This window comes from Conexibacter arvalis (assembly GCF_014199525.1).
GTDB classification, from domain to species: domain Bacteria; phylum Actinomycetota; class Thermoleophilia; order Solirubrobacterales; family Solirubrobacteraceae; genus Conexibacter; species Conexibacter arvalis.
The window spans coordinates 1,331,138-1,354,648 of record NZ_JACHNU010000001.1; the positions used below are offsets into that span (position 1 = coordinate 1,331,138).

The 23,511-nt window shown below is 75.5% G+C and carries 18 protein-coding genes and 1 other RNA gene; 12 read left to right on the forward strand and 7 right to left on the reverse strand.

Features of this window, described 5'->3' with window-relative positions:
- Genes BDZ31_RS06215 through BDZ31_RS06225 form a run of 3 tightly spaced genes read left to right on the forward strand, consistent with a single transcriptional unit; the run spans position 1 to position 3,013 of the window.
- Complete coding sequence (locus tag BDZ31_RS06215; protein WP_183340017.1) at positions 1-1,635, forward strand: amino acid adenylation domain-containing protein; 1,635 nt, start codon at positions 1-3, stop codon at positions 1,633-1,635.
- Positions 1,632-1,898, forward strand: coding sequence for an acyl carrier protein (locus tag BDZ31_RS06220; protein ID WP_183340019.1), 267 nt, complete (start codon positions 1,632-1,634; stop codon positions 1,896-1,898). The genes BDZ31_RS06215 and BDZ31_RS06220 overlap by 4 nt, the downstream gene beginning before the upstream one ends.
- Positions 1,895-3,013, forward strand: a complete 1,119-nt coding sequence (locus BDZ31_RS06225) for a GNAT family N-acetyltransferase (protein ID WP_183340021.1) — start codon at positions 1,895-1,897, stop codon at positions 3,011-3,013. Before BDZ31_RS06220 ends, BDZ31_RS06225 begins: the two co-directional genes overlap by 4 nt.
- Before the next feature lie 54 nt (positions 3,014-3,067).
- On the opposite strand, the gene BDZ31_RS06230 is transcribed toward BDZ31_RS06225, so the two are convergent.
- On the reverse strand, positions 3,068-4,240 hold the full coding sequence (locus BDZ31_RS06230) for a GNAT family N-acetyltransferase (RefSeq protein WP_183340023.1): 1,173 nt from the start codon (positions 4,238-4,240) through the stop codon (positions 3,068-3,070).
- A gap of 98 nt (positions 4,241-4,338) precedes the next feature.
- On the opposite strand from BDZ31_RS06230, the gene ffs reads away from it, so the two are divergent.
- The 3 genes from ffs to BDZ31_RS06245 all read left to right on the forward strand — a co-directional run bounded on the left by ffs (position 4,339) and on the right by BDZ31_RS06245 (position 7,340).
- An RNA gene (gene ffs / locus BDZ31_RS06235) (signal recognition particle sRNA large type) lies at positions 4,339-4,605 on the forward strand.
- Between the two features lie 45 nt (positions 4,606-4,650).
- Entirely contained in the window at positions 4,651-6,291 is a 1,641-nt protein-coding gene (locus BDZ31_RS06240) for a glucosamine inositolphosphorylceramide transferase family protein (protein WP_183340025.1), read from the forward strand.
- A gap of 14 nt (positions 6,292-6,305) precedes the next feature.
- Positions 6,306-7,340, forward strand: a complete 1,035-nt coding sequence (locus BDZ31_RS06245) for a right-handed parallel beta-helix repeat-containing protein (protein WP_183340027.1) — start codon at positions 6,306-6,308, stop codon at positions 7,338-7,340.
- On the opposite strand, the gene BDZ31_RS06250 is transcribed toward BDZ31_RS06245, so the two are convergent.
- The gene (locus BDZ31_RS06250) at positions 7,341-8,486 is read right to left on the reverse strand and encodes a glycosyltransferase family 4 protein (protein WP_183340029.1); all 1,146 of its coding nucleotides are present in this window, start codon (positions 8,484-8,486) and stop codon (positions 7,341-7,343) included.
- Positions 8,486-9,592 (reverse strand): glycosyltransferase, encoded by a 1,107-nt coding sequence (locus tag BDZ31_RS06255; RefSeq protein ID WP_183340031.1) that lies wholly within the window; start codon positions 9,590-9,592, stop codon positions 8,486-8,488. The genes BDZ31_RS06250 and BDZ31_RS06255 overlap by 1 nt, the downstream gene beginning before the upstream one ends.
- 47 nt (positions 9,593-9,639) lie before the next feature.
- Between BDZ31_RS06255 and BDZ31_RS06260 the strand changes: the two genes are divergently transcribed.
- The 3 genes from BDZ31_RS06260 to BDZ31_RS06270 are packed head-to-tail and all read left to right on the forward strand — an operon-like array spanning position 9,640 to position 13,764.
- The gene (locus BDZ31_RS06260; RefSeq protein WP_281381479.1) at positions 9,640-11,190 is read left to right on the forward strand and encodes a tyrosine-protein kinase domain-containing protein; all 1,551 of its coding nucleotides are present in this window, start codon (positions 9,640-9,642) and stop codon (positions 11,188-11,190) included.
- Entirely contained in the window at positions 11,171-12,577 is a 1,407-nt protein-coding gene (locus BDZ31_RS06265) for an O-antigen ligase family protein (RefSeq protein WP_183340035.1), read from the forward strand. The genes BDZ31_RS06260 and BDZ31_RS06265 overlap by 20 nt, the downstream gene beginning before the upstream one ends.
- Complete coding sequence (locus tag BDZ31_RS06270) at positions 12,574-13,764, forward strand: glycosyltransferase family 4 protein (RefSeq protein ID WP_183340037.1); 1,191 nt, start codon at positions 12,574-12,576, stop codon at positions 13,762-13,764. The genes BDZ31_RS06265 and BDZ31_RS06270 overlap by 4 nt, the downstream gene beginning before the upstream one ends.
- On the opposite strand, the gene BDZ31_RS06275 is transcribed toward BDZ31_RS06270, so the two are convergent.
- Positions 13,706-15,190 (reverse strand): flippase, encoded by a 1,485-nt coding sequence (locus BDZ31_RS06275; RefSeq protein ID WP_183340039.1) that lies wholly within the window; start codon positions 15,188-15,190, stop codon positions 13,706-13,708. The two genes, BDZ31_RS06270 and BDZ31_RS06275, sit on opposite strands and share 59 nt — an antisense overlap.
- Before the next feature lie 90 nt (positions 15,191-15,280).
- Here BDZ31_RS06275 and BDZ31_RS06280 point away from each other — a divergent pair, with 90 nt between their 5' ends.
- From BDZ31_RS06280 to BDZ31_RS06290, 3 genes are all read left to right on the forward strand, one after another.
- Entirely contained in the window at positions 15,281-16,054 is a 774-nt protein-coding gene (locus BDZ31_RS06280; protein WP_183340041.1) for a polysaccharide deacetylase family protein, read from the forward strand.
- 150 nt (positions 16,055-16,204) lie between these two features.
- A complete protein-coding gene (locus BDZ31_RS06285; protein ID WP_183340043.1) occupies positions 16,205-17,812 on the forward strand; it encodes a NosD domain-containing protein in 1,608 nt (535 codons plus the stop codon).
- Positions 17,813-17,906: 94 nt separating this feature from the next.
- Positions 17,907-19,130 carry a glycosyltransferase gene (locus BDZ31_RS06290; protein ID WP_183340045.1) on the forward strand — a complete coding sequence of 408 codons (1,224 nt, stop codon included), beginning with the start codon at positions 17,907-17,909 and terminating at the stop codon, positions 19,128-19,130.
- A gap of 7 nt (positions 19,131-19,137) precedes the next feature.
- On the opposite strand, the gene BDZ31_RS06295 is transcribed toward BDZ31_RS06290, so the two are convergent.
- From BDZ31_RS06295 to BDZ31_RS06305, 3 genes are all read right to left on the reverse strand, one after another.
- A complete protein-coding gene (locus BDZ31_RS06295) occupies positions 19,138-20,604 on the reverse strand; it encodes an exopolysaccharide biosynthesis polyprenyl glycosylphosphotransferase (protein ID WP_183340052.1) in 1,467 nt (488 codons plus the stop codon).
- A 167-nt stretch (positions 20,605-20,771) separates the two neighbouring features.
- Positions 20,772-21,107, reverse strand: a complete 336-nt coding sequence (locus BDZ31_RS06300; RefSeq protein WP_183340055.1) for a hypothetical protein — start codon at positions 21,105-21,107, stop codon at positions 20,772-20,774.
- 179 nt (positions 21,108-21,286) lie between these two features.
- On the reverse strand, positions 21,287-23,440 hold the full coding sequence (locus BDZ31_RS06305; protein ID WP_183340056.1) for an O-antigen ligase family protein: 2,154 nt from the start codon (positions 23,438-23,440) through the stop codon (positions 21,287-21,289).
- Between the last annotated feature and the right edge of the window lie 71 nt (positions 23,441-23,511).

Consider the following 23,511-nt stretch of genomic DNA (forward strand, 5'->3'; position numbering starts at 1 on the left):
ATGCTGCTCCAGGACCACGCGGCGCGCGCCGCCGAGGCGCGCGGGGAGGCGGTCGCGCTCGCGATGGGCGACGAGCGCCTCGCCTACGCCGAGCTCGAGACGCTCAGCGACCGCCTCGCCGCCCAGCTCGCCGACCGCGGCGTCGCGCGCGGCGACCGCGTCGGGCTGCTGATCCCGAAGCGGCCGTCCGCGATCGTCGCGATGCACGCCGTGCTCAAGGCCGGCGCCGCCTACGTGCCGCTCGACGCCGAGAGCCCGCCGCAGCGGCTCGCGCGGATCGTCTCCGCGGCCGAGCCGAGCATGCTGCTGGCGGTCCCGGAGGCGGCCGGGCGGCTGGAGGGGCTCGCCGGGGAGCTGGCGCTGCCGCCGGTCGGCTCGGTCGAGGCCGATCGGATCGTCGGCGCCGACGGCGCGCCGCTCGGCGTCTTCGCGCGCGGCGACTGGGACAGCCCGGCGGCCGTCGCGCCGGGCGTCCGCGTCGACCCGAGCGAGCCGGCCCACCTGCTGTTCACCTCCGGCTCGACCGGCGCGCCGAAGGGCGTCGTCATCACGCACGCGATGGTGCTCGCCTTCGTCGACTGGGCGGTGCGCGAGTTCGGCACCAAGCCCTCCGACCGCATCTCCGGCCATCCGCCGCTCCACTTCGACCTGTCGACCTTCGACATCTACGCGACCTTCGCGGCCGGCGCCGAGCTGCACCTCGTGCCGCCGTCGCTGAGCGTCGACCCGCGCGCGCTCGCGCGCTTCATCCGCGAGCGCGAGCTGACGCAGTGGTTCTCGGTCCCGTCGGTGCTGACCTACATGGCGAAGTTCGACGCCGTCGAGCAGGACGACTTCCCGGCGCTCGAGCGGCTGCTGTGGTGCGGCGAGGTGCTGCCGACGCCGGTCCTCTGCCACTGGATGCGGAAGCTGCCGCACGTCCGCTTCACCAACCTCTACGGCCCGACCGAGGCGACGATCGCCAGCAGCCACCACACGCTGCCGTCGATCCCGGCCGACGAGACGCTGCCGGTCCCGATCGGCGTCGCCTGCGACGGCGAGGAGCTGCTCGTGCTCGACGAGCGGCTGGCGCCCGTCCCGCCCGGCGAGATCGGCGACCTCTACATCGCCGGCGTCGGCCTCAGCCCCGGCTACTGGCGCGACGAGGAGAAGACGCGCGCCGCCTTCCTGCCCGACCCGCGCACGCCCGGCGGCGAGGGGCGGATCTACCGCACCGGCGATCTCGCCCGCGTCGACGACGACGGGGTCGTCCACTTCCTCGGCCGCGCCGACTCGCAGATCAAGAGCCGCGGCTACCGGATCGAGCTGGGCGAGATCGAGAGCGCGCTGAACGCCGTCGCGGGCGTGCGCGAGTGCGCGATCGTCGGCGTCGACGCCGGCGGCTTCGAGGGCACGGCGATCTGCGCGGCGTACGTGGGCTCCGACGGGCTGGGGCCGCCGCAGCTGCGCGGCGCGCTCGCCAGCGCGCTGCCGTCGTACATGCTGCCGGCGCGCTGGCTGGCGCTCGACGTGCTGCCGAAGAACCAGAACGGCAAGATCGACCGGCCGGCGCTGCGCGAGCGGTTCGTCGCGCAGCAGGCCGAGCAGGCAGCGGCGCGGGCGGCGCGCGCCGGCGGCCGGGAGCGGTCGCGATGAGCGGCCCCCAGGCGCTGGAGCCGATCGTCGGCGACCTGATCCGCGAGGCGATCCAGGTCGACGTCCCGGCAGTCGACACCGACCTGATCGAGACCGGCCTGCTCGACTCGCTCGCGCTCGTCACGCTGATCACCGAGCTGGAGCGGGAATTCGGCTTCCAGCTGCCGCTCGACGACTTCGACGTCGAGCGGTTCCGGACGGTCGAGCGGATCGCCGCGTTCGTCGCCGAGCATCGGCCGGAGGCCGAGGGGAGCGCAGCATGACGCCGATCCGCCCGCTGGAGCGCGACGACCTGCCGGCCGTCGCGCGCCTCTACGAGCTGGTGATCCGCTCGGGCACCGAGCAGCCGCCGGCGGGGCTCGCCGGCTACTTCGAGCAGACGGTGCTCGACCAGCCGTTCGCCGACCCGGAGCTGCCGTCGCTCGTCTACGACGACCCGCGGCTCGGCGTCGTCGGCTTCATCGCCTCCTACCCGCGGCGGTTCGCGCTCGGCGAGCGGACGGTGCGGCTCGCCTGCAGCGGCCAGCTCGTCGCCCATCCCGAGGTGCGCTCGCGCGGCGTCGGGGCGCTGCTGATGCGCGCGTACATGAACGGCCCGCAGGCGCTGACGCTGACCGACGGCGCGACCGACGAGGTGCGCGCGATGTGGGAGCGGCTCGGCGGCGTCACGAACGCGATCGCCTCGCTCAGCTGGACGCGCGTGATCGGTCCGGCCGGCTACGCCGCCGGGATCGCGCGCAAGCGGCGGGGGCGCGACGGCAACCCGGCCGGGCAGGCGCCGGCGGCCGGCGTCTGGTCGGCGGTCGACGAGCTCGTCGGGCGTCCGCTGCGGCCGGCCGCGCCCGCGGCGCGCTCGCAGCCGCTGAGCGCCGACGCGCTGCTGGAGCTGCTCGAGCGGCTGAAGCGCTCGTTCCCGCTGCGCCCGGCCTACGACGCCGCGGCGCTGACGTGGCTGTTCCGGCAGATGGAGCGCGTGACGGCGCGCGGCGAGCTGGTGCGGCGGCTGGTGCGCGCGGCCGACGACCGGCCGCTCGGCTGGTACGTCGCCTACGTGCCCGCCGGCGGTGTCGCCCAGGCGCTGCAGGTCGTCGCCGGCCGCGGCGACGTCGGGCCGGTGCTCGACGCGCTCGTGCACGACGCCGGCGCGCGCGGCGCCGTCGCCGTCTCCGGACGGGTCGACCCGTGGCTCTACCCGGAGCTGGTCGAGCGCCGCTGCATCTTCCGCCGCGCCGCGTGGGCGCTGCTGCACAGCGGCGACGACGAGCTGCTCGCCGCCGTCGGCTTCGGCAGAGGGCTGCTGACGCGGATGGACGGCGAGTGGTGGATGGGCCCGCACGTGCTCGACGCCGGCGCGCTCGAGCAGGCGGCCGCCGGCTGAGCATGCGGCGTCCGCCGGCGCGTCGACGGCGGCTCGCGGCGAGCGCGGCCGCCGTCAGTCGGCCGGCGCCGGCGCGTCGGCGCCGCGCCGCAGGCGGGCGAGCGCGCCGCGCACCTGCGCCCGCCGCTCGTCCGGCAGCCGCTCGAGCCCGTCGCGCGCGAGCCCGCCGAGCTGGCGGGGCAGCAGCAGCGCGCGGTTGAGCGGGTAGCGGCGGTCGCGCGGGACCAGCCCGGCCCAGACGAGCGGTCGGTCGGCGTCGGCGAGGCGCAGCTTGTAGTCGTGGGCACCGCCGCCGAGGTCGATCGACCGCTCGCCCCGCCGGAAGCAGTCCTCGACGCCCGCGAGGATTCCCAGCAGCGACGGCTGCAGGTCGGTCGCGTCGGGGTCGAAGCCGCCGTTCCACGACAGCGCCCGGCCGCCTGCGGCGAGGAACAGCTGCGAGCTGATCGCCCTGCCGTCGACCTCGATCGTCCACAGCCGGAAGCGCTCGGAGGGCAGGAGCGCGCGGCCGGCGTCGCGCAGCAGCTCGCCGACGCGCGGGTCGACCGACGAGCCGCCGCGCCCCCGCCAGCGCGCGTGGTGGAGGCGGACGAAGGCGTCGACGTCGCGGTCGAGCTCGTCCGCGGTGCGGGTCATCCGCACGACGCCGTCGGCCTCGCCGAGCTTGCGCCGGAAGCGGCGCACCTGCTTGCGGAAGTTCTTGCTCTTGCGCATCAGCCAGGCGTCGAAGTCGTCGTCGGACAGCTCCATCACCGGCGCGGGCGCCCGCTTCTGCGCCAGCAGCCACGGCGGGCGGCGTCCGGGCCAGCCGGCGCGCAGCCGCGCGAGGCCGCCGTCGCCGGCGTCGGTGGCGTCGAAGGCGACGTAGCCGGCGGCCGGGCGCAGGCCGGCGAGCGCGGCGGCGGTGAGCGACGCGACGGCGTCGGCGTGCTCGGGCAGCGCCAGCGGCGCGACGCGGTGGGTCGCCGGGGCCCCGAGCAGGCGCAGCTGCGGCTGGCCGCCGCGTGCGCGCAGCGCGAGGAACGGCGCAAGGCCGACGAGCTTGCGGCCCTCGCGGACGGCGACGATCCGCAGCGCGGCGCCGGGCGGCGCGAGCCGTCGCCACCAGGCGGCGTGCCAGCCGCCAAGGGTCGCCGGTGCGCCCGTCGCCTCCGCCAGCTCGTCCCACGCCGGCACGAGCGCTTCGAGCTGCTCGCCGGTCGTCGCGATCTCGCAGCGGAGCGCCATCGCGGAGAGCCTACCCGCGATCGTCCGCGAAGTGGTGCGACGTCGTGTCGGAAGGGGACAAGCGGTGCCGAGTTGGCGCCGCTATGATTGCCGACGGACCGTGCTAGGCGGGGAGGTAGCGGTGCCCTGAACCTGCAATCCGCTCTAGCAGGGCTGAATTCCCTCCCAAGGGTCGCCGGCTCTCGAGGCCAGCGTGCTGTACGGAGGCGTTGATGGTCAGGTCCCGCGCGATGACGACCCGCGAACCAGGTCAGGTCCGGAAGGAAGCAGCCTTAAACGGTCCTCGTCATGCGTAGCGGGAGTGCCTGGCCGGAGTCGATCGGCAGAGGCGCGCTCGGGAACCCGTCTCGACGGAGGGTGCACGGTCCGTTTTTCTGGTCGATTCGGTCGCGATCTGCGATGCTCGGCCGATGCCGAGGCGTTCGCTCGTCGTCGTGCTCGACGGCCCTCCGACGCCGGCCTGGCAGGCGCGCGCGCTGGAGCTGCTCGATCGCTCCCCGCGGCTGACCGTCGCGACGGTCCGCCCGCTCGGCCCCTGCCGCCTGCCCGCCGCCGTGCGGCTGCGCGACCGCGTCGAGCAGCGGCTCTTCGGCGCGGGCGAGGAGGCGCTCGCGCCGGTGCGCGTCGCGGCGCGCGACGGCGGCGAGGCCGAGCTGACCGTGTGGCTGGCCGAGCGGACCGCGCCGCCTGACGGCGCCGCGACCCTGCTGTTCCGCCACGGCGGCCGGATCGAGCCGGCGGAGGAGGCCGTGCGGCGGGCGCTTGGAGACGGCGCGGCGGTGCTCGACAGCGAGCTGCTGCTGCGGCGGGCCGACGGGACGGACGAGGTCGTCGAGGTGACGGTCTCGGGGCTGCGACCGTTCTCGGCGACGCTCACCCGCGATCTGCTGCTGTGGAAGCTGGCCGCCGTAGCCGCCCGCGGCGCCGAGCGGGCGCCGGCGCGCGCCTCCGGCGTCGGCGCGGCGCGCGCCGGCGCGCCGGGTTCGCGCGCGTCCGCGCCGCCGCCCGTGTCGTCCACGCCGCCCGATTCGCCCCCGCCGAGCGACGCCGCGCCCGCCCCGCCGCCGATCGTCCCGGCGACGCTCGGCGCGTGGCTGCGCGGACCCGCGACGCGGCTGCTGTGCGTGCGGCCGTGGTCGATCCGCCTGCGCGAGCGGGGGCCGGAGCCGACGGCCGGCTGGGCGGCCGCGGGCGACGGGCTGGTCTGCTGGGGCGACTCGCCGGTCTACGCCGACCCGTTCCTGTTCGAGCGCGACGGGCGCCATCACCTCTTCTGCGAGGAGGTCCCGGCCGGCGCCGCGCGCGGCGTCATCTCCCACACGGAGCTGCGCTCGGACGGGCGCCCCGCGGAGCCGCCGACGCCGGTGCTCGCGGCGCCGCACCACCTCTCCTACCCGTTCGTCTTCGCCTACGGCGGCGAGCTGTGGATGCTGCCCGAGACCTCCGCCGCCCGCCGCGTCGAGCTCTATCGCGCCACCGCCTTCCCGTACGCCTGGGAGCGCGCGGCGGTCCTGCTCGACGACGTCGACGCGACCGACCCGACGCTGCTCGTCCACGACGGCCTGCTGTGGCTGTTCGCCGGCGTCGCGGCGCGCGGCGCGAGCTCGCTCGACGAGCTGCACCTGTGGTGGTCGGAGCGGCTCTCCGGCCCGTGGCGCCCGCATCCGCGCAACCCGGTCGTCGCCGACGTCCGCGGCGCGCGGCCGGCCGGACCGGTGCAGCGGTGGGGCGAGCGGCTCGTGCGGCCGGGGCAGGACGGAAGCCGACGCTACGGCGGCGCGCTCTCGTTCCGCGCGATCGAGACGCTGACGCGGAGCGACTACGCCGAGCGGGAGGTGGCGCGGCTCGATCCCGCCGACCTCGGCGACGCGCGCGCCATCCACCACTACAGCGCCGACAGCCGCTTCGAGGCGGTCGACCTGCGCCGGCGCGAGCTGCGGGTCGTCCGTCGCGCCCGCGCCGTCGCGCTACCGTTGAGGGGACGGAGCCTCCGGCCGCCGCTCGTCTTCGCCGGCAGGCCCGTCGACCGGAAGGGAGCTGACGGCCGCTGACCCGGATCGTCGTCGTGATCGCCGCGCTCGTCGCGATCGCCTCCGGGCGCGCGGATGCGCCGGGCACGCTGCCCGAGCGGCCGCCGTTCGTCGGCGCCGCCGCGATCGCGCGCAGCGGGGCCGCGGGCGCGGCGGCCTGCGACAGGACGCTCACCGTGCGCGCGGCGCGCCGCCTCGCGCGGATGCGCTCGACCCACGGCGGTCGCGCGGTCGAGCGGTTCGTCAACGCGATGCGACCGGGGCAGACGGCCTGCCTGCGGCGGGGCATCTACCGCGGCGACGTGGCGATCTGGCGCAGCGGCGTCACGCTCCGCTCGTGGCCCGGCGAGCGGGTGCGGATCGTCGGTCGCATCTGGATCAAGCGCCGCGCGCGCGACGTCGAGCTGCACGCGCTCGAGCTCGACGGGCGCAACCGCGCGCGGCTGCCGTCGCCGACCGTCAACGGCGACGGCGCCCGCTTCGTCGGCGTCGACGTCACCACCCGCAACGCCGGCATCTGCTTCATCATCGGCTCGACGCGCTACGGGCGCGCCGTCGGGACGGCGATCGAGGGCAGCCGCATCCACCACTGCGGCCGGCTGCCCGCGCGCAACACCGAGCACGGGATCTACGTCGCCGAGGCCGATGACACGCTGATCGCGGGCAACGTGATCCACGACAACGCGGACCGCGGCATCCAGCTCTACCCGAACGCCCAGCGGACGGTGATCGAGCGCAACGTGATCGACCGCAACGGGCAGGGAATCATCTTCTCCGGCGCCGACGGCCACGCCTCCAGCGGCAACGTCGTGCGCAACAACGTCATCTCCAACGCGCGCATCCGCGCCGACGTCGAGTCGTGGTACCCGGCCGGGAATCCGCGCGGGGTCGGCAACGTCGTCGTGCGCAACTGCGTCTTCGGCGGGCGCACCGGGACGATCGACCTCTCCGGCGGCGGCTTCGTCGCGATCGACAACGTCGTCGCCGATCCCGGCTACGCCGACCCGGCGGCCGGCGACTACCGCCTCGCGCCGACCAGCCCGTGCGCGCCGGTGCTCGCCGGCTCCTAGTCAGCCGCGTTCCAGGAAGCCGGCGAGCCGCTCCGTCTCGGCCTCGAGCGTGTGCGCGGCGACGCGGTCGAGCCCGGCGCGGACAAGCCGTGCTCGCAGCGCCGGGTCGCCGGCGACCCGCTCGACGGCCGCGACGGCCGCGCCGGCGTCCCCGGGCGCGATCAGCAGCGCGGCGTCGCCGACCGCCTCCGGGACGCCGCCGACGGCGGTCGCGACGACCGGGAGCCCGGCGGCGAACGCCTCGAACAGGACCTGGGGCACCCCCTCGGTCCAGGAGACGTGGAGGAAGGCGTCGGCGGCGCGGTACAGCTCGGGCAGGCCGCCGTCGTGCGGGACGTAGCCGCGCAAGTCGACCGCCTGCCCGAGCCCGCGCGCGGCGATCTCCCGTTCGAGCTCGCCGCGCATCGGCCCGTCGCCGACGACGGTCAACCGCCATGCCGGGTCGGCCGCGTGGAGCGCCGCGATCGCGTCGAGCAGCAGCAGCGGGTTCTTCTCGCGATCGAGCCGGCCGACGCTGAGCAGCCGCCGCGGCGGCTCCTGCGCGCGTGCGAGCGCGGCGTCGGCGGAGACGACGCTCGCGCCGGGCACGAGCGAGACGGCGATCTCCAGCACGCTGCCGGCGCGGCGGTAGCGGCGCGCGAGGTCGGGGCCGACGACGACGACCGGGAAGCGGCGCGCGAGCCCCCGGAAGGCGGCCTCCATCGCGTCGGCGGCGACGTGGATCCAGCGCTTGCCGGGATGGCGCGAGCGGACGTAGGTGGGGAAGTCCTGGCGCACGCCCAGCACGACCCGGCGGCGCCGCGCCGCCGCCAGCAGCGCGAAGCCGATCGCGTGGACGTACGGGCCCAGCAGCCAGACCGTGTCGACGTCGTCGAGCAGCCGCCAGAAGCGACGGGCCGAGCCGCCGAGCGAGCGCGCAACGGCGAGCGGGTCGGTCAGGCTCGCGTAGAAGGGGAGGCCGACGAAGCCGATCCCCGGGTCGAGCGGGTAGTGGGAGCGGCCCGGGCGCGCGTCGAGCCGCCCGACGAGCACGAGCGCCTCGACATGCGGTTGCAGCCCCGTCATGAAGCGGACGAAGGCGCGCTCGCCGGAGACGCCGCGGGTGTCGCGCCGGTAGGTGTAGTCGGTGTAGACGGCGAGCCGCATCAGCGGTCGCCCGCGTGCAGGCTCGGCGCCTCGACCGGCCCGGCGTACGGAGCGATCGCGGTGGCGCCGCGGCGGCGCGCCACGTTCGCCAGCGCCGGCCACGGCGTGCCCCATCTGCGGCAGCCGCCGTAGAAGCCGGTGCCATGCGCGAGATGCATCGTCGCCAGCGCGACCGGCACGAGCAGCGCATCCGAGCCGTGCCCGGAGCGGGCGGCGTCGGCGGCGGCCGCGGCGAGCGCGCCGCCGTAGGCGAGCATGCCGAGCCGCGCCAGCCGGCGGGCGCGGCGCGTCGGCGCGGCGACGCTCGCGAGCGCGTCGGCGACGACCAGCGGCGGCAGCAGCCCGGAGCGGCGCAGGCTCGTCGGGTGCCTGACGGCCGTCTTCACCCGGTAGCTGCCGTAGGCGCGGTACTGCCGCCACAGGGCGCGGAGCGAGTTGCGCGGGATGTACTGCGCGGCCATCGCCGGCAGGCAGACGATCCGCTCGCCGGCCGCGAGGAACCGCGCCGCCAGCTCGGAGTCCTGGTTGCGCGGCCAGGCCTCGTCCCAGCCGCCGTGCGCGAGCACGTCGGCGCGGCGCCAGACGCCGCAGAAGACGCCGGTGTCGAGCTCGTACTCGGCCTCCGGCGCGTCGTTGCGCGACCACCGCCGCGAGGCGCCGCGGCCGAGCCGGCTGGAGAGCGCCGCGACGACCGCCCGCGCGACGACGCCGCGCGCGAGCGGCTGCTGGGGGCCGGCGACCCAGGCTGCGCCGCCGTCGCGGAGCCGGTCGACGCCCGCCTGCACGTAGCAGGCGGGGTAGAGCGTGTGCGCATCCATCCGCACGACGTAGGTGCCGCGCGCCTCGCGCAGGCAGACGTTGAGGCCGCTCGCCGTTCCGCGGCGGGGGTTGTCGAAGACGCGGATGCGCGGGTCGTGCGCCGCCAGCGCCTCCAGCTTCGCGCGGGTGTCGTCGGTCGAGCGGCCGTCGGCGAAGAGGAATTCGATCGTGCCGTCGAACTCCTGCGCGGTCATCGACGCGACGGCGTCGGCGATGTCGCGACTCTCGTCCAGGACGGGGACGAGAACGCTGACATCGACGTTGGCGGGTCCTTGACGCGCTGACATGATGGCAATCGATGCACAGGTGGCAAGGCCCCCCGGCCGCCCGTAGTATGCATCAAATAGGGAAACCTGGAGGAACGTTGAACCGCCAACATGATGATTGGCTGCGTCCCAGGGACGACGGGCAGGGAAGTCTGCGATACGGCGCCACGCTGAGACGGTGGTGGTGGCTGATCGCGTTGACGACCCTCGTTGCGCTCATGGCCGCGGCGATCTACGTCACTGCTGCGCCGAAGGTCTACACCGCCGACGCCGAGCTGCTCGTGACGCCGGTCTCCGCCGGCGATCCGGCGACCTCGGGGCTCGGCCTCCTGACCGACTCGACAGACCCGACGCAGGTCGTCTCGACCGCGGCGCGGCTCGTCTCCTCGCCGGCCGTCGCGCTCGCGACCAGAGAACGGCTCGGCCTCTCCGAGTCGCCGCAGGAGCTGCTCGACGACGTGATCGTCGAGCCGGTCGCGCAGAGCAACCTGCTGGCGATCTCGGCCCGGCGCGGCGACGCCGCGGAGGCTGCGCGGCTCGCCAACGCCTACGCCGCCTCCGCCGTCGAGGTCCGCACCGAGCAGCTGCATCAGGAGGTCGCATCTCAGCTTCCGCAGCTGCAGCAGCAGCTCGACGCGGTCCCGCCCGGGGAGCGGACCGGACCCGGGACGCTCGGCGAGCGCGTCAGCGCGCTGCAGGCGCTCGCCGCGGCCCCCGACCCGACGGTGCGCGTCGCGACGCGGGCGCTCCCGCCCTTGGGCCCCTCCTCGCCGCAGCGCAAGCTGGCGCTCGGCGCCGGGCTGCTGTGCGGCCTGATCGTCGGCATCGGCGCCGCCTTCGCCGCGCAGGCGCTCGACCCGCGCCTGCGCCAGGAGGACCAGCTGCGGGCGCTCTTCCGGCTGCCGATCCTGGCGCGGATCCCGCGGCTGCGCAACGTCCAGCGGGGCCCGCTCACGCCGGGCGAGCTGACGCCGGCGGCGATCGAGTCGTACCGCACGCTGCGGGCGACGCTCGCCGCCGCGCTCGACCGCCGTTCGCGCTCGGTGCTGATCACCAGCTCGTCGCCGGGCGAGGGCAAGACGACGACCGCGATCGGCTTCGCGGAGGCGCTCGCGGTCAGCGGCCACCGCGTGCTGCTGATCGAGGGAGACCTGCGGCGGCCGTCGATCGGCGAGGCGCTCGGGATCGAGCCGACGGCGGGCATCGGCGCCGTGCTGCTCAACCGCGCGACGATCGAGCAGGCGGTCGTGACGAGCCCCGAGTACGGCGACAGGCTCGGCTTCCTGCTGGCGGAGCGGACATCGTCCTCCCTCGCCGACCGGCTGTCGCTGCCGACGGCGAGGGCGCTGGTCGCCGAGGCCGAGGCGGTCGCCGACTTCGTCGTGATCGACTCGCCGCCGCTGACCGAGGTGATCGACGCCCTGCCGCTCGCGCAGGAGGTCGACGCCGTCGTGATCATGACGCGGATCGGGACGAGCCGGCTCAACCGCCTGCGCGAGCTGGGCGAGCTGCTGGCGCAGGGCGGCGTGACGCCGGCGGGCGTCGTCGTGCTCGGGCGTGAGCGGTCGGCCGAGACCGTCTACGAGGCCGGCCGGGACGTTGCGGGCGCCCCGGCCTGAGACGACCGCCGCCTGGGATCGGCTCGCCGGCGCGACCGGGCCGGCGATCGTCGGCGCCGCGGCGGTCGCCGCGGTGCTCGCCGGCGCCGCCAGCGGCGCCGATCCGCGGCTCGCCGTGCTGCTGACGGTCGGCGTCGTGTTCGCGGCGGTCGTCTTCGCCGACCTCTTCGCCGGCTTCGCGGTGATGGTCCTGTTCGCCTTCCTGGAGACGCTCTCGATGCTCGGCGGCGTCAGCCTCGCGAAGATGGCCGGGGCGCTGCTGCTGCTCGCGTGGCTGGCGGCGATGACGACGCGCGGCCGCCGCTCGCGCAACTTCTTCGTCGAGCGGCCGGGGCTGGCCTACCTCGTGCTCGCGTTCGTCGGGCTCAACGCGGTCTCGCTCGCGTGGTCGGAGGACGTCGGCGTCGGCATGTCGAGCGTCATGCGCTACGCGCTCAACGTCGCGCTGCTGCCGATCGCCTACACCGCGATCGACGACCGCCGCGACGCCGTCGGCATCCTCGCGACGATCGTCGTCGGCGCGGCGATCGCGGCCGTCTCGGGGATCCTCACCGCGCCCGACGCCTCGGCCGGCAGCTACGTCCGCGCCGCCGGCAGCGTCGGCGACCCCAACGAGCTGGCCGCGGCGCTGGTCGTCGGGCTGGCGCTCGCGGTCGCCTTCGCCGTCAACCGCGGCTTCGCGCCGCTCTGGCGCATCGCCGCCGCGGCCGTGGCGGGGCTGTGCATGCTCGGGGTGCTGCTGTCGCTGTCGCGCGGCGGCCTGCTCGGCGTCTGCGCGCTGGTCGTGATCGCCGTCGCGATCGGCGGCCGCTGGCGCGGCCGACTGCTCGCCGGCGCGCTCGCGCTCGCCCTCGCCGGGGTCGGCTACTTCGCCTTCGTCGCGTCGCTGCCGGCGACCGAGCGCGTGCTGAACGTGGGCGGCGGGACCGGCCGCCTCGACCTCTGGACGGTCGGCGGGCGGATGGTCGAGGCCCAGCCGCTGACCGGCGTCGGCACCGGTCAGTTCCAGGTCGCCTCGATCCACTACCTGCTGCGGCCGGGAGCGCTGGAGCGCGGCGACCTGATCATCTCGACGCCGAAGGTGGCGCACAACACCTACCTCGAGGTCGTCGCGGAGGTCGGCATCGGCGGCGGGATCCTGTTCGGCGCGATCGCGCTCTTCTGCTTCGGCTGCGCCTGCGCCTCGATCGGCCGCTTCCGCGCGGCCGGCGACGAGCGGCTGGAGATCCTCGCGCGCGGGCTCGTCGCCGGGCTCGGCGCCTACTTCGTGACGATCCTGTTCATCTCCGAGAACTACTCGAAGCTGCTGTGGGCGCTGCTCAGCATCGGCCCGGCGCTGCTGGCGGTCGCGACCGCGGCGCGACGCGAACGGGAGGGACCGGCATGAGCGAGCGGTCGCTCGTCCAGGTGACGCTGTGGAACAGCCCGTATCTGGGCAACGTGATGACGAGCCAGCTCGCGCTCGCCGCGACCGTGCGGCGGGAGCTGGGTCTCGGCACGCACTTCGTCCTCGCCGACGGCGCCGCCGGACAGCCGTGGCTGGCGGACCTGGAGGCGGCCGGGACCACCTGGTCGGTGCTGCCGCCGCGCCGCGGCTGGAAGGCGCACCTCGCCCGCGCGGTGCGCGACCACGACGCCGCGCTCGTGCACACGCACTTCACCGCCGCCGACCTGGCAGGGGCGCGCGTCGCCACCGCCGCGGGGATCCCGTGCGTCTGGCACGTGCGCACCGGCTTCAACGGCTACCCGCCGCGCCAGCGGGCGAAGGACCTCGTGAAGATGCGGCTCGTCGCCCGCCGCGACGTGGCGCGGATCGTCGCCGTCTCGCCGTGGCTCGGAGAGCTGGTGAGACGGCGCGGCGCGCCCGCGGAGCGGGTCGAGGTGGTGCCGAACGCGATCGTCCTCTCGCGCTTCGACCGGATGCCGTCGCGCGCGGCCGCGCGCGAGCGGTTCGGCCTCTCGGAGGAGGCGTCGGTCGTCGTCGCGCTCGGCTGGTGGCCGGAGGTGAAGGGGGTCGACGTCCTGCTCGACGCGCTCGACGAGGTGCTCGCGCGGCGCGCCGACGTCGAGCTGCTGCTGGTCGGCGAGCAGCGGATGCGCGACTTCCTCGCGGCGCGCTCGCCGCGCGACCCGTCGTGGCTGCGCCGGTCGGGCTTCGTCGAGGACTCGGCGTGGCTGTTCGCCGCGGGCGACCTGTTCGTCAGCGCGTCGCGCCACGAGGGCCAGTCGTCGGCGATCGGCGAGGCGATCGGCTGCGGCCTGCCGGTCGTGATGTCCGACATCCCCGGGACGGCCGGGTGGGCCGCGGCGCCCGGCGTCGAGATCTTCCCGAGCGAGGACGCCGAGCTGCTCGCCACGCGGCTGGAGGAGCAGCTCGCGACGCCGCCGCCGGAGCGCGCCGCGATCGCGGACGCCAACCGCCGCTGGGCGCGCGAGACGGTCGGGATCGAGACGTGGTGCGAGCGCCTGTGCGGGCTCTACCGCGAGCTGCTGTGGAGCGGCCGGCGGCCGCCGATCAGCCGCCGGCGCGGCGGGCGATCGCCGCGCGCACGACGGCGATGTCGGCGCGCGTGAGCTCGCGCAGCAGGAACAGCGCGGCGACGTAGACCGCCGGTCCGACGACGGCGCCGAGCGCCATCACCTGCAGCGACACGTCGCCGGTCCCCAGCAGCGCCAGCGCGCCGACCATCGCGGCGCCGGCGACGCACGCCCGCACCGTCGTCGTCAGCAGCGGCCGCAGCGGCAGGTCGACGCGCCTGTGCATGATCCAGACGTGCGCCGGCACCCAGATCGCGTACGCGACGCTGGTGCCGATCGCGGCGCCGACGATCCCGATCCGCGGCAGCAGCACGAGGTTGAGCGCGACGTTGACGCTCAGCATCGCGAAGGCGATCGGGACGCGGCGGCGGGCCTCGCCGAGGTAGTTGACCGACAGCGTCGTGATCTGCGCGATGCCGCTGAGGAAGACGTACGGGACGAGCGCCAGCAGCACGTCGGGCGCCTCCGGGTAGCCGTGGCCGAACAGCAGCTCGACGATCGCCTCGGGCCAGATCACCAGCGGCGCGGTGAACAGCATCTGCAGCGCGATCAGGTAGCGGGTGCTCTGCTCGAACAGCCGCACGTCCGATCTGCCCGCGCCGGCGAGCCGCGGCGCGACCGCCGAGGAGAGCGCCGCCGCGGGGTAGTCGAGGAAGACCGCCAGCTGCATCGCGAGGCCGTAGGCCGCGACCGGCGAGCCGGCGCCGACGATCGCCGAGATCAGCAGCACGTCGATGCTGGCGAAGACGCGGAAGGCGGCGTCGACGAGCAGCAGCGGGCCGGCGTAGGAGAGGATCCGCCGCTCGCTGACGGGGGGATGGCGGTGGGAGCGGTGGGCGCTGCGCGTGCGGATCCGCCCGATCACGTTCGAGGCGACGAGGAGGCCGACCGCGAGGCCGGCCGCGTAGCCGATCGCGCGCCCGAACGCCGCGCCGGTCGCGGCCGCGCCGAGCAGCACGAGCACGATCGCCGAGGCGACCTCGACGACGCTCTCGGCGGTCGCGAGGACGACGTTGTAGCGGATCACGCCGAGCGCGATGAAGGAGCCGAGCAGCAGCAGGAAGACGCTCTGCCCGAACAGCGCCAGCGACAGCCCGCGCAGCACCCACTCGGCGCCGCCGGCGCCGAACAGGTCGCAGATCGGGCCGGCGAGCCCGAACAGCGCGGCCGACGCGATCAGGCTGACGCGCAGCTTCAGCCGCAGCGCCGTGCGGAAGACCGCGGCGGCGCCCTCGGGGTCGTCGCGCCGCTCGGCGAGGAAGCGCCCGGTCGAGGAGGTGATGCCGAGGTCGGCGAACAGCGACGCGATCGTCAGCACGCTCATCCCGAAGGTGAAGAAGCCGTACTGCTCCGGGGTCAGCGCGCGGGCGAGGAAGATCGTCAGCCCCGCCGTCAGGACCGCGCCGATCATCTGCGCGGCGAACGCGAAGGTGGCGTTGCGGCTGACGCGCTCGCGGCTCATCGCCTCGCCTCGCCGGTGCCCGGCGCCCTCCGCTCACCGCTCCGCATTTCGGTAGCGTACGTGCTCGCCCGCCGGAGCGGGCGAGATGCGATGCGCGACCTGCTCGTCCTCTGCTACCACGCGGTCAGCCCGCGCTGGCCGGCGGCGCTGTCGGTGACCCCGGCGGCGCTCGACGCGCAGCTCGGTGAGCTGGTGCGCCGCGGCTACCGCGGCGCCCGCTTCACCGACGCGCTCGCGGCGACGCCGCAGGGGCCGACGGTCGTCGTCACCTTCGACGACGGCTACCGCTCGGTGCTCGAGCTGGCCAAGCCGATCCTCGACCGCCACGGGCTCCCCGGCACCCTCTACGTCCCGAGCGACTGGCCGGATGCCGGCCGGCCGATGCGTTGGCCGGGGATCGACCGCTGGCTCGGGACCGAGCACGAGCCGGAGCTGGAGTGCCTGGGCTGGGAGGAGCTGCGCGGCCTCGCGGCCGACGGCTGGGAGATCGGCTCCCACACCTGCTCCCATCCGAGACTGCCGCAGGTGCGCGACGACGCCGAGCTGGCGCGCGAGCTGCGCGCGTCGAAGGCGCGGATCGAGGCCGAGCTGGGCCGTCCGTGCAGCTCGCTCGCCTACCCGTACGGCGCCGTCGACGGGCGCGTCGAGGCGGCGACCGCGGCCGCCGGCTACACGGCGGCGTGCACGATCCCGCGCGTGCTGGCGTCGCCGCGTCCGCTGAGCTGGCCGCGCACGCCGATCTTCCACGTCGACGACCGGCGGCGCTTCGGCCGCAAGGTCTCGCCGCGGATCCGGCGCCTGCGGGCGTCGGCGGCGGGGAGGCGGCTGGACCGCCTCCGCGTCGCGCGTTCCGAGCGCCGGTAGCGAGCGCGCGCCAAGTCGGTCGTACAGCCGTCCACCGCTTCGACGGGCGGCTAACAGCGGCTTTCCGGAGCGACGAGGGACGGGCAGACGCCCCCGACGCCCGAGGTGCTGGTGCCCCGCTTCCCCCGCCATCGCCGTTCCCGCCGCTCCGTGCCCGCGTCGCCGGCCCTCCGGCTCGGCGCGGCCGCGCTGCTGCTCGGCGCCGTCGCCGCCGCGCCCACCGGAGCCGCGGCTGCGGCTGCCGGCGTCCCGGCGACCGCGGCCGGGGAGAGCTGCACCCGCTACGCGGCGCCGAGCGGCAGCGACGGCGCCGCCGGCAGCGCCGCGGCGCCGTTTCGCACGGCGCAGAAGCTGGTCGACTCGCTCGCGGCCGGCCAGGTCGGCTGCCTGCGGGCCGGCACCTACGTCCAGGACGTCGCGATCGCCCGGGCGCGCGTGACGCTGACGGCTGCCGCCGGCGAGCAGGCGACGCTGGTCGGCCGCCTCTGGGTCAAGCGCGGCGCCGACGGGGTGCTCGTCACCGGGCTGCGGCTGAACGGCCGCAACGCCGCGCTGCTGCCGTCGCCGACCGTCAACGGCAACGACGCGCGCTTCGTCGGCAACGACGTCACCAACGACAACAGCGAGATCTGCTTCCTGATCGGATCGAGCTGGGGGCGCGCGCAGCGCACGGTGCTGAGCGGCAACCGGATCCATCACTGCGGCAAGCTGCCCTCCTCCAACCAGGACCACGGCATCTACGTCGCCGAGGCCGACGACACGCAGATCGTCGACAACGTCATCTACGCCAACGTCGACCGCGGGATCCAGCTCTACCCCGACGCGCAGCGGACGGTCGTGCGCGGCAACGTGATCGACGGCAACGGCGTCGGGATCATCTTCTCCGGCGCCGACGGCGCCGCTTCCAGCCACACCGTCGTCGAGCAGAACGTGATCGCCAACTCGGCGATCCGCGCGAACGTCGAGTCGTGGTACCCGTCCGGCAACCCGATCGGCGTCGGCAACGTCGTGCGCGGCAACTGCATCTCGACGGCGTCGGCCGCGCGCGCGTCGGTCGACGGCTCCGGCCACGGCTTCACCGCGACCGGCAACACGATGGCCTCGTCGCTCGGCTACGCCGACCGCGCCGCCGCCGACTTCCGCCTCTCCCCGTCGAGCCCGTGCGCCGCCGCGCTCGCCGCCAGCCGGGCACCGGCCGGCCCCGGCTGGGAGCCCCCGATCGCCGCCGCGACCCCGCCGCCGACCGAGCCCGGCCCGAGTGAGCCGGCGCCGAGCGAGCCGCCGCCGACCGAGCCGGCGCCGACCGGGCCGGGGCCGAGCGAGCCGCCGCCGAGCGAGCCGGCGCCGCAGGAGCCGAGCCCGACGCAGCCGGGTCCGACCGCGCCTGCTCCGGCTCCGACCGCGCCTGCTCCGGCTCCGACCGCGCCTGCTCCGGCTCCGACCGCGCCCGCCCCGGCTCCGACCGCGCCCGCCCCCGCCCCCGCGCCGACCCCGCCCGCTCCGGCGCCCGCGCCGAGCGCTCCCGCGCCCGCCCCTGGCGGCGGCGCGACCACGGGCGGAGGGGCGAGAGCCCCGCGCAAGCCGTCGGGCGACAGGCAGCGGACCCGCAGCGCGCCCGCCACGCGCGCGGCCGTCCGGCGCTGCGTGCGGGCGGCGGCGAAGCGGGCGCGTGCGGGCGGCAAGCGCGCCCGGGCGGCGAGCAGACGGGCGCGCAAGCGGTGCGCCGCCGCAGCGGCGAAGCCGGCGCGCCGGCGCTGATCCCGCCGGCCTGACAGGTCGGAAAGCGGTACGACGACGCACCGAACCCAGGTCGACGAGGTACGATCACGGCGGTCGGCCGGCTCCGAGCACCATGGCGCGCCAATCCGAACGCATCAACGTCGCCGTCTTCATCGACTACGCGGGCGAGACCGGCGGCGCCGAGACGCTCGCCGTGCAGCTCGTCGAGCGGCTCGACCCCGCGCGCTTCGGCCGCACGCTCGTCGTCTTCAGACGGATCGAGCGCGACGACCCGCTCGCCGACGAGCACGCGGCGGTCGCCGCGCGGCTGCGGCGCGGCGGCGTCGACGTGCTCGCGCTCGACCGCGACGGCCGCCTCGACCTCGCCGCGTGGCGGCCGTTCCTGCGCCGCCTGCGGGCGGGCGAGATCGACGTGCTCCACTCGCACAAGTTCGGCCCCAACGTGTGGGCGTCGCTGTTGGCCCGCCTCGCCGACGTGCCGGTCGTCGTCGCCCACGAGCACACGTGGTCGTTCGTCGGCGAGCCGCTGCGCAAGCTGCTCGACCGCTTCCTGATCGCCACCGGCGCCGACCTCGTCGTGGCCGTCTCCGAGCAGGATCGCGAGCGGATGGCGCGGATCGAGCGGATCCCGGCCGGCCGGATCCGCGTCCTCCCCAACGGCATCCCGCCGCCGGCGGTCGAGCGCGACGCCGCCGCGGTGCGGGCGGAGCTCGGCATCCCGGCCGGGGCGCCGCTGATCGGGACGATCGGGGTGCTGCGGCCGCAGAAGGACTTCGGCACGCTCGTCGCAGCCCATGCGCGGCTCCTGCGCTCTCGACCGGACGCCCGTCTCGCGATCGTCGGCGGCGGGCCGCTGCACGACGAGCTGGCGGCGCTGATCGCGCGCGAGGGCGTCGGCGAGCGGGTCCGCCTGCTCGGCCCGCGCGGCGACGCCGTCGAGCTGGCGGCGGCCTTCGACGTCGCCGTCAACAGCTCGCTGTACGAGGGCTCCTCGCTCGCGGTGATCGAGTACATGGCGCTCGGCCTGCCGATCGTCGCGACCGCGGTCGGCGGCAACCCCGACCTGCTCGACGGCGGCGGCGCCGGCCTGCTCGTCGAGCCGGGCGATCCGGCGGCGCTCGCCGAGGCGATCGGCTCGCTGCTCGCCGACCCTGCGCGGGCGCGCGCGCTGGGCGAGCGGGCCCGCGCCCGCCAGCGGCAGCGGTACGACCTCGACCTGCAGGTCCGCCGCCTCGAGCAGCTCTACGAGCAGCTGTTCGCGGCTGCCACCTCGGCGGCGCCGCGCTCGCGGCTGAGCCGGGCGAGGCGCCCGCTGCCGCGGCTGCCGACCTCCTGAGCGACCGCTACTCGGCCGACGTCAGCCCCAGCACCGCGGGGATCGTCAGGAGCAGGATCTTCAGGTCGAACCAGAGGCTCCAGTTCTCGATGTAGTAGTTGTCCCACTCGACGCGGTCGGCGAGCGAGGTCTGGCCGCGCAGGCCCTGCACCTGAGCCCAGCCGGTCAGTCCGGACTTGACGCGGTGCCGGTCGCCGTAGCGGTAGACGTCCTGCTCGAAGGTGCGCGCGTAGCTCGTCCGCTCCGGGCGCGGGCCGACGAGCGACATGTCGCCCTTCAGCACGTTCAGCAGCTGCGGCAGCTCGTCGAGCGAGGTGCGGCGCAGGAACTCGCCGACGCGCGTGCGCCGGTCGTCGCCCTCGACGCCGCCCGGCGCCATCCCGGCGGCGGGGACGAACTCGGGGACGTTCTCGGCCACCCGCATCGAGCGGAACTTGAGCATGTCGAACTCGCGGTCGTCGAGGCCGACGCGCCGCTGGCGGTAGAGGATCGGGCCGGGCGAGCTGAGCCGGACCGCGATCGCGAGCGCGAGCATCAGCGGGGAGATCACGAGCAGCCCGATCGCCGCGACGATCCGGTCTATCGCGTACTTGACGGAGAACTGCCAGCCCTTCGGGTCGATGATCGGCGCGCGCAGCAGCGGCAGGCCGCCAAGGTGCTCGATCTCGACGCGGCTGTTGACCTCCTCGAACAGGCGCGGCACGACCGTCACCTCGACGCCGAGCTTGCGGCAGCGCCGGATCATGCTCAGCAGGACCGCATGCGGCGCGGTCGAGAAGGTGACGACGACCTGCGAGACGTCGTATCTCGCGACGACCTCCTCGAGGTCCCAGCTCGCGCCGAGGACCGGCAGGCCCTCGCCCTCCGCGTCCTGCTCGATCAGCGGGTCCTTGTCGAGGAAGCCGATCGGCCGCAGCCCCATCTCGGGTCTGTCGAGGAGGCGCTGCGCGACGAGATGGCCGACGCTGCCCGAGCCGATGACCAGCGTGTTCAGCCCGGTCATGCCGCGGCGCAGGGCGCGCTGGCGGTCGAGCGTGATGCCGAGCCGGCCGGCGCCGAGGAAGACGAGCGCGAAGGCCCACAGCCGCAGCGTCTGCTGCATCAGCTCGGGGTCGTCGTAGAGGAGCGAGCGGGCGAAGGTCAGGACCATCGCGGCGATCGACGTCGCCGCGAAGATCCGGGCGACCATGTCGACGGCCGCCTCGTGCAGTCGCGGCCGGTAGAAGCCGCGCACCTGCAGGATCACGATCGTCAGCAGCGCGTAGACGAGGCCCCAGACGACGTTGCGGACGGTCGTCGGCGCCGGCGCCGCGATCACGGCGGTCGTCGACGCGAGCAGCAGCATCGCCGTGTCGGCGATCCGGTACGTGCGCGTGCGCTGCTGGCTGATCAGCTTGCGCCGCTGCGACGCAGCGGCGGAGGGGACCAGCTTCAGGTGCGCTTCGCGAAGGGTGTCGGCGAGAAGAGAAGACACGGGCCTGTGATGCTTCTCGGCAGGTCGATCCTGGAGGTTGAGCATTTCGCCGGGCGAATCGCCCTCGAACGCGCCGAGCGGGACGCTCGGTGCGGATGAGGGCAGCAGTCACCGAGCCCGTCTCGAGACGGACCCGGTGCTATGCCGGTGCGTCCTTCGGCGTTGGGCTAGCTGAGCGGCCGCGCGAAGCGCCGCAGGCCCACGCCGACGCCGACGAGCACGATGCCGCCGACGGCAAGCAGGCCGAGGTCGAGGCCGGTGAACGGAAGCGAGCCGCTCTCCGACGCGACCTGCACCTGAGCGGCCGGGGCGGGCGCCGAGACGGGGACGTTGCCGCCGCCGTTGCCACCGCCGCCGTTGCCGCCACCGCCGTTGTTGACCGTGCCGAGAATGCCGCCACCGTTGCCGCCGTATGCGTCACCGACGGCGCTCTGTCCATAAGCGGGCGCCCCCGAGAAGCAAGCAACTGCGACCACAGCCAAAAGCAAGGCGAGTCGCTTCATCGAACCAATCCTTCCCATCCTTGTACTGGCCGGCTCGAAACGCCCCGAAAGCGCCTCAAACCTGATTATCACGAGCAATAGTGGCGAATTGCGCCTCAAAGTAGCATCAACAGGCCGGACCCACAACCGGCGTGCGGTCGCTCATACCTGGCGCCTACGCGGTTTCGGCGCTGTTCGCGTCAGCCGGTCAGCTCGTCGACGTGCTCGCGCAGGCGGGCGAACGCCGTCGCCGCAGACAGCGGTCTGCGGCCGTCGACACGGCGCAGCGCCTCCCGCACGAGCGGGTCGTGGGGGCTCAGGCGGCGGGCCTCGACGTAGTCGGCGCGAGCCGCCGCGGCATCGCCGAGCGCCGACTCGGCGAGGCCCCGTCCGAAGTGGCCGAACCAGTCGTCGGGATCGCGCTCGATCGCGCGGTCGAAGCGCAGCCTGGCGAGCTCGGGGCCGTTCAGCTCGAGCGCGATCACGCCGGCGGTCAGGTCGGCTCTGGCGCTCAGCGGGTTGAGGTCGGCGGCGCGGTTGAGGCGGCTCAGCGCGCCGGCCGGGTCCTCGTGCCAGCTCTGCGCCGCCGCGATCGTGTCGCGCTCGGCGAGCCACGGCAGCGCGAGCGCCAACGCGGCGAGCAGCCCCACCCCGCCGGCTGCCACCGCCAGCAGCGGCCGCCAGCTCTGGCGCGCGGCCGCGGCCGGTCTCGCGCCCGGAGCGGGTGGCACCGCGGCGCCCTCCGCGGCCGGAGGAGCGCCGGCGGGAGAGGCCTCCGACGGGGGCCCGACGGGGGAGGTCTCCGACGGGCGCGTCCCGCCGGCGACCACGGACGCGCGGGCCGGGGCGGGGCCGCGCGAGAGCGCGGTCGCGAGGCCGGCGAAGGCGAACGCCGACCCGCTCAGCGCGGGGACCTCCCAGAACCAGTCGATCGAGCCGTGCACGAACCAGACGACGAGCGGCAGCAGCGCGATCGCGGCGAGCGCCTGCGCGAGCGGGGAGGGGGACGCGACCGGCGATCGGCCGCGGCCGCCGCGTCCCCGCAGCGCCGCCGCGACGACGGCGGCGAGGAAGGCGGCGATCAGCAGGAAGCCGACGGCGCCGGTGTGCGCGAGCAGGCGCAGCTGGAGGCTGTGGGTCCAGCGCGGCTGCTCGGTGCTGTCGCGCTCGCGCAGGTAGTAGTCGCCCCAGTTGTCCTGGCCGAGGCCGCCGATCGGACGGTCGGCGAAGGCGCTCAGCGAGACCTTCCAGAAGTCGGGCCGGTTGCTGCCGACCGAGCCGAAGCGCGACGAGCCGACCTCGGCCTGCTCGTAGCCCTGCGACCGATCCCAGTAGTCGGCGATCTTGCGGTCCGGGCGGCCGTCGGTGGCGGCGAAGCCGACGACGACGCCGCCGACCAGCGCAAGCGCCGTCAGCGCCGCGGCGGCCCTCCCCGCGCGCCGGGAGACCTGCGCCGGGACCGCGACGCGACGGTCGAGCAGCGCCAGGCCGACGCCGACGGCGAGCGCGACGGCGACGAGCGGGAGCGCGACGCTCCCGGCGTGGGCGGCGGCGTCGATCAGCGCCTGCCTCGCCGCCTCCGGCGACTCGAGGCCGGCCTCGTCCCGGCGCTCGAAGACGTCGAGCAGCGGGCGCAGCGCGGCGGCGCCGAGCACGGCGACCGGCAGCGTCCAGAGCGCCAGCCGCAGCCGTCCCGGGATCAGCGCGACGGCGACGGCGAGCACGATCGGCAGCGCGAACAGCCAGCCGCGGCTCTCGGCGAGGACCGAGACGAACAGCCCCGCGGTCGCGCCGGCCAGCAGCAGTCCGCGGACGACGGCCGGCAGCTCGCGGCGGGCGGCCAGCGCGATCGAGAGCGTCGTCCCGACGAAGAAGGCGGCGGCGGTCGCGTTGACGTAGCCGAGCGGCGTCTCCAGGCGGCCGCCGTTGAACATCGACGGGACCGCGTCGGCCGAGCCGAGCCGCGCCAGCAGGACGACGGCGATCACACCGAGCGCGAGCGCGAAGACGGTCAGCGCGGCGAGCGCCGTCCACTCGCGCCACGGCAGCAGCGCGAACAGCGCGAACGCCAGCAGGTAGAGGAGCGTGCGGTTGCTGCCGTCGAGCGCGTCGCCCGGCGACGCCGACCACGCGATCGAGAGGTACGACCAGGCGGTGTAGGCGGTCAGGGCGCCGAGCGCGATCGCTCCCGCGCGCGTCAGCCGCAGCCGGTCGAAGCCGATGCCGACGACGGTCGCGGCCAGCAGGCCGAGCACGACGAGCGACGACGGGCCCCAGGTCGTCAGCAGGTAGCCGCCCTCGTCGGCGGTCCACCAGACGAGCAACGCGACCGCCGCCAGGGCGGGCACGAGCACGATCCCACCCTCTCGGAGGCGCTCCGGCACGGCGCAAGCATACGGCGAGGGGCGGCCCCTTCCGCGCCGTA

Bases quoted from the DNA above. Each gene is read 5' to 3' on its own strand.
- BDZ31_RS06300 (WP_183340055.1), bottom strand. From the start codon at position 21,107: ATGAAGCGACTCGCCTTGCTTTTGGCTGTGGTCGCAGTTGCTTGCTTC.
- BDZ31_RS06260 (WP_281381479.1), top strand. From the start codon at position 9,640: ATGCATCAAATAGGGAAACCTGGAGGAACGTTGAACCGCCAACATGAT.
- BDZ31_RS06255 (WP_183340031.1), bottom strand. From the start codon at position 9,592: ATGTCAGCGCGTCAAGGACCCGCCAACGTCGATGTCAGCGTTCTCGTC.
- BDZ31_RS06225 (WP_183340021.1), top strand. From the start codon at position 1,895: ATGACGCCGATCCGCCCGCTGGAGCGCGACGACCTGCCGGCCGTCGCG.
- BDZ31_RS06230 (WP_183340023.1), bottom strand. From the start codon at position 4,240: ATGGCGCTCCGCTGCGAGATCGCGACGACCGGCGAGCAGCTCGAAGCG.
- BDZ31_RS06280 (WP_183340041.1), top strand. From the start codon at position 15,281: ATGCGCGACCTGCTCGTCCTCTGCTACCACGCGGTCAGCCCGCGCTGG.
- BDZ31_RS06215 (WP_183340017.1), top strand. From the start codon at position 1: ATGCTGCTCCAGGACCACGCGGCGCGCGCCGCCGAGGCGCGCGGGGAG.
- BDZ31_RS06220 (WP_183340019.1), top strand. From the start codon at position 1,632: ATGAGCGGCCCCCAGGCGCTGGAGCCGATCGTCGGCGACCTGATCCGC.
- BDZ31_RS06275 (WP_183340039.1), bottom strand. From the start codon at position 15,190: ATGAGCCGCGAGCGCGTCAGCCGCAACGCCACCTTCGCGTTCGCCGCG.
- BDZ31_RS06240 (WP_183340025.1), top strand. From the start codon at position 4,651: ATGCCGAGGCGTTCGCTCGTCGTCGTGCTCGACGGCCCTCCGACGCCG.
- BDZ31_RS06270 (WP_183340037.1), top strand. From the start codon at position 12,574: ATGAGCGAGCGGTCGCTCGTCCAGGTGACGCTGTGGAACAGCCCGTAT.
- BDZ31_RS06290 (WP_183340045.1), top strand. From the start codon at position 17,907: ATGGCGCGCCAATCCGAACGCATCAACGTCGCCGTCTTCATCGACTAC.
- BDZ31_RS06250 (WP_183340029.1), bottom strand. From the start codon at position 8,486: ATGCGGCTCGCCGTCTACACCGACTACACCTACCGGCGCGACACCCGC.